Genomic DNA, 8,412 nt, shown 5'->3' on the forward strand with positions numbered 1-8,412 from the left:
ACGGTCGCCGGGCCGAGCTTGCCGAGCAGCTTGGTCACGGTCGCCTGGTTCGGCTCGTCCTTTTCAAGTTCCTTGGCGAGCTTTTCCAGGTCGCCGCGCACGCCCTTGGCGCCGGTGACCTCGGTCTCCTCCAGCGCGGACGCCCATTCGTGGGCCAGCTTGGCGCCGGATTTGGGCGTGGCGTTTTCCAGGCCCTTCTCGATCGCGCCCTCGGTGGCGGCGAAACGCTTCGGCATGATGTTCTCCCCGGGCAGTCCGCGCGTCGCCCGAGGATCGGGGGCGGGATGCGAGGGGGAAACCAGCCGCCCGGCCGCCCGTTCCAACGCGCCTCGATTCATTTCGGAGGAGACGCTCCCGCCCGCTCGACCCCCGACTCGCGCTTCGCTAGGGCCGGCGCGTGACCGATGCCGACCGCCTCCTCACCGCCGCGCGCCGTCCGGAGGACGTCGACGCCGCGCTGCGTCCCAAGACGCTCGACGACTTCGTGGGACAGAAGGCGGCGCGCGAGAACCTGCGGGTGTTCATCCAGGCGGCGCGGGCGCGGGGCGACGCGCTCGACCATGTGCTGTTTTTCGGGCCGCCGGGGCTGGGCAAGACCACGCTGGCGCAGATCGTCGCGCGGGAGATGGGGGTGGGGTTTCGCGCCACGTCGGGGCCCGTCATCGCCAAGTCGGGCGACCTGGCGGCGCTGCTCACCAATTTGGAGGACGGCGACGTCCTGTTCATCGACGAGATCCACCGGCTCGCGCCCGCTGTCGAGGAGGTGCTGTACCCGGCGATGGAGGATCGCGCGCTCGACCTGATGATCGGGGAAGGGCCGTCGGCGCGATCGGTGCGCATCGACCTGCCGCGCTTCACGCTCGTCGGCGCGACGACGCGGCAAGGCTTGCTGACCACTCCCTTGCGCGACCGGTTCGGCATCCCCGTCCGCCTGCAGTTCTACACCGTCGAGGAATTGACGCGCGTGGTCACGCGCGCCGCCGGGCTGCTGGGTCTCGCCATCGCCCCCGACGGCGCGGCGGAGGTTGCCAGGCGCGCGCGGGGCACGCCGCGCATCGCCGGGCGGCTACTGCGCCGGGTGCGCGATTTCGCCGACGTGGCGGGGGCGGGGACGGTCGATGCGAAGGTGGCGGACGCCGCGCTCAACCGGCTGGAGGTCGACGGGCTGGGACTCGACGCGATGGACCGGCGCTACCTGACGATGATCGCGGACGTGTACCGCGGCGGCCCCGTCGGCGTGGAGACGCTGGCGGCCGGCCTGTCCGAACCGCGCGATACGGTCGAGGAGGTGATCGAGCCCTTCCTGATCCAGCTCGGCCTGATCGCCCGCACCGCGCGGGGACGGTGTCTGAACGCGGGCGGGTGGAAGCATCTGGGCCTGAACCCGCCGGCGGGGAGCCAGGACGGGTTGTTCGACTGAGAACGAGTGAGGGCTTTGCACCAACCCTCTCCCGCTTTTGCGGGAGAGGGAGAGACGTGGCGTCGCCGCGGCGAGGGTGAGGGGCGGGCCTGTCCGAGCGCGGTCCGGCCCTCACCCTGGCGCTTCGCGCCTGTCCCTCTCCCGCGAAGGCGGGAGAGGGGTTGAAAAGGACGTCCCACGGTCGACAGGTTTAAGTATGTAACGACAGCTAAGGTGATATGACGCTCCCCTTCGCCGCCGCGTTAAACATCATTGCGCTACAGCTCGCCACTCCAGCAGCACCGCTTGCGCAAGCCTCTTCCGCCTACGCCTCGCTGACGCCGTCCTCTTCGTCATAAGCTTGCTCCATTCACCCACCCCCTACTTTCCAGAGAAAGGGGAGAAGAAAAGGGTAGGGTGAAGAACCACCATCGATCTGTTAGCGAGGACGCCATGCCCGTATCGGCCGCCGCATCCGCCCGCGAAATCCTGACGCGCCTCCACGACGTGATGGCCGCGCGCACCGCCGCCCAGGCCAAGCTGAACCAAGTCGTCCAGATCGTGGGCGAGGCGATCGCGAGCGAGGTGTGCTCGATCTACCTGCTGCGCGAGGGCGTGCTGGAGCTCTACGCCACCCGCGGGCTGGCGCAGGAGGCGGTGCACGTCACCAAGCTCGCGATGGGCGAGGGGCTGGTGGGCACGATCGCGCAGGGGTCGGAGGTCCTGAACCTGGACGAGGCGGCGTCGCATCCCGCCTTCGCCTACCGGCCCGAGACGGGCGAGGATCGGTATCACAGCTTCGCGGGCGTCCCCGTGATTCGGCGGGAGCGCGCGGTGGGGGTGCTCGCGGTCCAGCATGCCGAACCGCGCGCCTATGCCGATGTCGAGATCGAGGCGCTGCAGACGGTGGCGATGGTGCTGTCCGAGCTGATCGCCAACGCCGGGCTGATCGACGGCGGCGACGTGCCGAGCCGGCCGCAATCGACCGCGCCGATGCGGATCATGGGGCAGAAGCTCGTCGACGGCATGGGTTCGGGCTACGCCGTGTTCCACCAGCCGCGCATCGTCATCGAGCATACGGTCGCCGAGGACACGGAGGCCGAGCGCGCGCGCGTCTATTCCGCGTTCGACCGGATGCGCGAGCAGATCGACCGCATGGCCGCGCAGGCCGAGTTCGGCGGCGGGGGCGAGCATGACGAGGTGCTCCAGACCTACAAGATGTTCGCTTATGACGAGGGGTGGGCCAGACGCATCAACGAGGCGATCGACAGCGGGCTGACCGCCGAGGCCGCGATCGAGCGGGTCCAGCAGCGCACCCGCCAGCGGATGCGCCAGATCGACGATCCGCTGCTCGCCGACCGGATGCACGATCTGGAGGATCTGGCGAACCGGCTGCTCCGCACCGTGTCGGGCCAGATGGGGACGGCCGCGCAGTCGGGGCTGCGCCGGGACACGGTCCTGATCGCGCGCAATCTGGGGCCGGCCGAGCTTCTGGAATATGATCGCCGGCGTTTGAAGGGCGTGATCCTGGAGGAGGGGTCGCTCACCGCGCACGTCATCATCGTCGCGCGCGCGATGGGGGTGCCCGTGCTCGGCCGCGCGCGCGACATCCGGCGACAGGTGGCCGAGGGCGACCTGCTGCTTCTGGATGTCGGCGAGGCCAACGTCTTCGCGCGGCCCTCCACGGCGATGGAGGAGGCGTTCGAAGGCAAGCTCGTCCTGCGCCAGAAGCGCCGGGCGGTGTTCGCGGCGCTGCGCGACGTGCCGCCGGTCACGGCCGACGGCCACCGGGTCACGCTGATGGTCAATGCCGGGCTGCGCGACGACGTCCACGCGCTCGACCAGACGGGGGCGGACGGGATCGGGCTGTTCCGCACCGAGTTCCAGTTCCTCGTCTCCGCCACGCTTCCCCGGCGCGAGCACCAGCAGCGACTATACCGCGAGGTGCTGGACGCGGCGGGCCAGCGCCCGGTGGTATTCCGCACGGTCGATATCGGCGGCGACAAGGCGCTGCCGTACCTCAACACCTCGGCGGAGGACGAGGAGAACCCGGCCATGGGCTGGCGCGCGCTGCGCGTGGCGTTGGAGCGCGACGGGTTGATGAAGGCGCAGGCGCGCGCGCTGCTCGAGGCGGGGGCGGGACGGACGCTGAGCGTCATGTTCCCGATGGTGTCGGAACCGTGGGAGTTCGACGAGGCGAAGGCGCTGTTCGAGACGCAGCGCGCATGGATCGCGGACCGCGGCCGCCGCCTGCCGACGAACGTCCGCTACGGCGCGATGCTGGAGGTGCCCGCGCTGGCCGAGCAGCTGGACGTGCTGCTTCCCAGGATCGATTTCCTGTCGATCGGCACCAACGACCTGACCCAGTTCCTGTTCGCCGCCGACCGCGCCAATCCCAAGCTGGCAGAGCGATACGACTGGCTTTCCCCGTCGATCCTGCGCTTTTTGCGCCGGGTCGCGGATGCCGCCCACGCCGCGGGAGTACCGGTCGCGGTGTGCGGCGAAATGGGTGGACGGCCGCTGGAGGCGATGGCGCTGATCGGCGTCGGCATCGACCGGCTGTCGATCACCCCGGCAGCGGTCGGCCCGGTTAAGGCAATGATCCGCTCGCTCGACCGGAGCGCGGTGCGCGCGCGGATGGCCGAACTGCTCGGGAACGCACCGCCCAGGACGCTCCGCGCGGATTTGGGCGCATGGGCGGCGGCGTCCGGCGTCGAGCTGGCTTGAGGATTCGACGAAACGTTACCCGTCCCGCGTTGACACGCCCCCGGCGCTCTGTGACGTAGACCAGCGGGGACGCGCGGCGGGCGCGGGCGCCGGGTGCGGAGTGGGAATGGCAGAGGGCGATCCGGTTCCAGGCCCGGTGCAAGGCGAGGCGGCCGAACCCGGGCCGGTGGGCGACACGCTGCGCGCGGCGCGCGAGGCGCAAGGGCTGACGCTCGACGAGATCAGCGCCAGGACGCGCGTGCCCAAGCGTCATCTGGCGTCGATCGAGGCGGGCGCCTACGCCAGCCTGCCGTCGGGCGCCTACGCCGTCGGCTTTGCGCGCGCCTACGCCCGGGCGGTGGGCCTGAGCGACGTGGGCGTCGCCAAGGAGGTCCGGATCGAGCTCGACCGCGCCGGTCCCAGGAAGGTCGAATATACCCCCTACGAGATGGCTGATCCGGCACGCGTGCCCTCGCGCGGGGTGGCGATCGTCGCCGCGGGGCTGGCGCTCGCGCTATTGATCCTGGGTGGGCTGTGGTTCGCGAGCACGCGGTTCGATACGGGCGGCATGGCGACGAGCGCTCCCGAGGCGGTCGTGGCGTCGGTCCCCACCACCCCCGCGCCTGTGCCGACACCGGCCGGTGGCGGACAGGTAACGCTCGCCGCCGCCGACGATGTCTGGATGCGCGTCTACGACGCCGACGACCGGACGCTCTACACGGGCACCATGAAGCAGGGCGAGCGGTTCGACGTGCCCGCAGGTGCCCGCGATCCCCGCATCGATGTCGGCCGTCCCGACAAGCTGCAGGTGACGCTCAACGGGTCGGCGGTGCCCGCGCTCGGCACGGGCGCGCGCCCGATCAACGATGTGCGGATCGGCGGCGCGGCGATCGCCGATCGGATCGCGGGCGTGACCGCGATTGCGCCGACCCAGGCCTCGTCCACCGTGCCGATCGCGGGCGCAGCCGCCAGCGCGATCGTCGCCGGCGCCGCGCCGCCGCGCCGCGATCCGCCCGCGGCCGGGCGAAGATCGCCACCGCGCCGCGCCTTAAGCGAGACGCAACGCGCCAACCTGGAGTCTGCCGCCCGCATTCGCGCCCAGACGGGGCGCTGACCCCTTCATGCTGGCGACAGGCGGCGTGGTGCAATTATGGCGGCCAGCCAATTATCACGCCGGGGGTGTTCAGTTCATGCGTCCTATCCTGTTCGCCCCAATCGCCACGGCCCTGACCGCCACAGCCCTGTCCGCGCCCGGCCCGGCCGCCGCGCAAACCGTCGAGGGCCGCGTCGGCAAGCTCGAATCGGAGATGCGCGCCGTCCAGCGCAAGGTGTTTCCCGGCGGCGCGGGCCAGCTGCTTCAACCCGAGATCGAGCGCGCGCCGCAGGCGGCCGAGCCGCCGCCCGGCGCGTCCGCCTCCAGCCCCATCGCCGACCTGACCGCGCGGGTCGCCTCGCTGGAGGGGCAGATCGCCACGATGACCGGCCAGATCGAGCAGAACCAGTTCCGCCAGCGCCAGCTCGACGAGGGCTTCGCGACTTACAAGCGCGCAACCGACGCGCGCCTTCAGGTGCTGGAAGACCGCATCGCCGGATCGACGCCGGGCGCGCGGAGCGACGCGCCGTCGGCGGAACCCACGCCCGACCAGGCCGATGCGGGTCAGGCTGCCTCCGCGCCGATCGTCGAGCAGGATACGGGCGATCCCGCCGAGGACGCCTATCTATATGGTTATCGGCTTTGGACGGCCAAGCGCTATGCCGAGGCGGAGACGCAGCTGAAGAAGGTGGTGGCCGCTCATCCCAAGCACCGCCGCGCCTCCTATGCGCAAAATTTGCTCGGCCGGTCGTATCTCGACGGCGGCAAGCCTTCGCTCGCTTCGATCGCCTTTTACGACAATTACAAGAAGATGCCGCAGGGCGAGCGTGCGCCCGACAGCCTCTACTACCTCGCCCAGGCGCTCCAGACGCTCGGGAAACCCGCCGACGCCTGCAAGGTCTATGGCGAACTGGGCGATGTGTATGGCGGCAAGATCGACGCGCGGATGAAGGCCGGCATCATCCGAGGCCGCACCGCCGCGAAATGTTCGTGAACGCCCCGTCCTCGCGCGGCGCGGGGTAGGGCGCGTGGAGGAAGTCGGCCGTTTCCGCGTCGACCTGGCCCGCGCGTTCGGGGACGGGCACGGCGGCGTGATCGGCTTGGCGGTATCGGGCGGGCCGGACAGCATGGCGATGCTCGCGCTCGCGACCGAGGCGTTGGATGGGCGGGTATCGGTCGCCACCGTCGATCACCGGCTGCGGCCCGAAGCCGAGAGGGAGGCCGCGCTCGTCGCGGGCGCGTGCGTCCGGCTGGGCGTGCCGCATGCCGTGCTCGTGCCCGACGCGGCGATCGTCGGAGCCGGCGTCCAGGCGCAGGCGCGCGGGGTGCGGTATGCGCTGCTCGCGCGCTGGGCGGGGGCAGGCGGGATCGAGGCGGTCGCGACCGCGCACCATGCCGACGACCAGGCGGAGACATTCCTGATGCGCGCAGGCCGCGGGTCGGGGCTGGCCGGACTCGCCGGGGTGCGCGCGCGGACGGTGATCGCGGGGATGATGGTCGTCCGGCCACTCCTCGATTGGCGGCGCGCGGAGCTGCGCGCGGTGGCCCGGCGGCGCGAGCTACCCTTCGTCGATGATCCTTCCAACGCCGACGATCGGTTCGAGCGCACCCGCGTCCGCCGGCTGCTGGACGCGAACGAGTGGCTCGGCCCCGCCAACCTCGCCCGCTCGGCCGGCTATCTGGCGGAGGCGGACGGTGATCTGCGCGCGGTCGTGGACTGGTTGTGGGCGGCGCGCGCGGTCGTGGACGGCGACGACGTGCGGGTCAACGCGACCGACCTACCGCGTGAGGTGCGCCGTCGCCTGGTCCGCCGCGCGCTGGCGGTGACGCGCGCCGTCGCCGGGCTGACCGAGCCGGCGTTCGGCGAGGCGAGCAACGTCGAGGCTATGCTCGATGGGCTGGAGCAGGGCCGCCGGGTCACGCAGGCGGGCGTCCTCGCCTCCGTCCGCGATGGTCGTTGGCGGTTGCGTCCGGCTCCGCCGCGGCGGAGTTAGAAGACGGCTTCCCTACAGCCCGCAATATGTGGTCGGTATGTCGGATGACCGGTCCGAGTCGATCCAACGCGCCGTCGTTTCCGCCGCTTTCCGGACGGCACCGAGGCCGCGTTCACGCCTATACTTCCTTAGATTTATTCAGGTTCGATGCTCGCGCGCCGAACCGCCCAATCTCTCGTCCGAACGGCGGGTTCGTTCCATTGCCATTAACCCGCATGCGCTTATCTTGCTCAGCATGAAAGACGACAACAAGCAGCCCTCGTCCGAGAACGGCGGCCCCGGTCCCAACCCCTGGATGAAGAGCCTGCTGGTCTGGGTCGGCATTCTGCTGTCGCTGGCGCTGCTCGTGACCATGTTCGACGGTCGCGGCGGCGCGGCGACGGGCAACCAGATTCAATATTCCGCCTTCCTCGACAAGGTTGACGAGGGCACCGTACGGGACGTGACGATCTCGCGCGAGACGATCGCGGGGACGCTGTCGTCGGGCGAGAAGTTCCGCACTGCGCCCGTCCAGGATCCCACGCTCATCACCAAGTTGCGCGAGAAGGGCGTCTCGTTCACCGCCAAGGCGGATGAGGGGCCGTCGATCTGGATGGTGCTTCTGTACCAGTCGCTTCCGTTCCTGCTGTTCTTGGGCATCGCATTCTTCGTGCTCAAGCAGATGCAGAAGGGCGGCGGCGCGAATGGTGCGATGGGCTTCGGCAAGTCGCGCGCCAAGATGCTGACGCAGAAGGAGGGCAAGGTTACCTTTGCCGACGTCGCGGGCATCGATGAGGCGCGCGAGGAGCTGGAGGAGATCGTCGAGTTCCTGAAGGACCCGACCAAGTTCGCGCGGCTGGGCGGCAAGATCCCCAAGGGCGCACTGCTGGTCGGATCGCCCGGCACCGGCAAGACGCTGCTCGCCCGCGCGATCGCGGGCGAGGCGGGCGTGCCGTTCTTCACCATTTCGGGTTCCGACTTCGTCGAGATGTTCGTGGGCGTCGGTGCGAGCCGCGTGCGCGACATGTTCGAACAGGCCAAGAAGTCCGCGCCATGCATCGTGTTCATCGACGAGATCGATGCGGTTGGCCGCCACCGCGGCGCGGGGCTGGGCAACGGCAACGACGAGCGGGAGCAGACGCTCAACCAGTTGCTCGTCGAGATGGACGGCTTCGAGGCCAACGAAGGCATCATCATCATCGCGGCGACCAACCGTCCCGACGTGCTCGACCCCGCGCTGC

General features: G+C 70.2%; 6 protein-coding genes and 1 pseudogene. 6 read left to right on the forward strand and 1 reads right to left on the reverse strand.

All coding sequences use genetic code 11. The annotated features are described in order from the left end of the window. Positions 1 to 236 (reverse strand): annotated as a pseudogene (locus ACFE7F_RS14910) (hypothetical protein); the annotation flags it as partial. A 161-nt stretch (positions 237 to 397) separates the two neighbouring features. Here ACFE7F_RS14910 and ruvB point away from each other — a divergent pair. The 6 genes from ruvB to ACFE7F_RS14940 form a co-directional block, all read left to right on the forward strand. Continuing rightward, entirely contained in the window at positions 398 to 1,420 is a 1,023-nt protein-coding gene (gene ruvB / locus ACFE7F_RS14915) for a Holliday junction branch migration DNA helicase RuvB (protein WP_375404640.1), read from the forward strand. A 432-nt stretch (positions 1,421 to 1,852) separates the two neighbouring features. Beyond that, positions 1,853 to 4,126, forward strand: coding sequence for a phosphoenolpyruvate--protein phosphotransferase (ptsP, locus tag ACFE7F_RS14920; protein WP_375404641.1), 2,274 nt, complete (start codon positions 1,853 to 1,855; stop codon positions 4,124 to 4,126). Positions 4,127 to 4,232: 106 nt separating this feature from the next. Further along, positions 4,233 to 5,219, forward strand: a complete 987-nt coding sequence (locus ACFE7F_RS14925; protein ID WP_375404642.1) for a helix-turn-helix domain-containing protein — start codon at positions 4,233 to 4,235, stop codon at positions 5,217 to 5,219. 76 nt (positions 5,220 to 5,295) lie between these two features. Continuing rightward, complete coding sequence (locus tag ACFE7F_RS14930) at positions 5,296 to 6,192, forward strand: hypothetical protein (RefSeq protein ID WP_375404644.1); 897 nt, start codon at positions 5,296 to 5,298, stop codon at positions 6,190 to 6,192. A gap of 34 nt (positions 6,193 to 6,226) precedes the next feature. After that, the gene (gene tilS / locus ACFE7F_RS14935) at positions 6,227 to 7,192 is read left to right on the forward strand and encodes a tRNA lysidine(34) synthetase TilS (RefSeq protein WP_375404643.1); all 966 of its coding nucleotides are present in this window, start codon (positions 6,227 to 6,229) and stop codon (positions 7,190 to 7,192) included. Between the two features lie 235 nt (positions 7,193 to 7,427). Beyond that, the coding region (locus tag ACFE7F_RS14940) for an ATP-dependent metallopeptidase FtsH/Yme1/Tma family protein (protein WP_375404645.1) at positions 7,428 to 8,412 on the forward strand (985 nt) is incomplete at its 3' end.

Origin of the sequence: uncultured Sphingomonas sp. (assembly GCF_964235535.1) — a bacterium.
In the GTDB taxonomy this organism is placed as follows: Bacteria; Pseudomonadota; Alphaproteobacteria; order Sphingomonadales; family Sphingomonadaceae; genus Sphingomonas.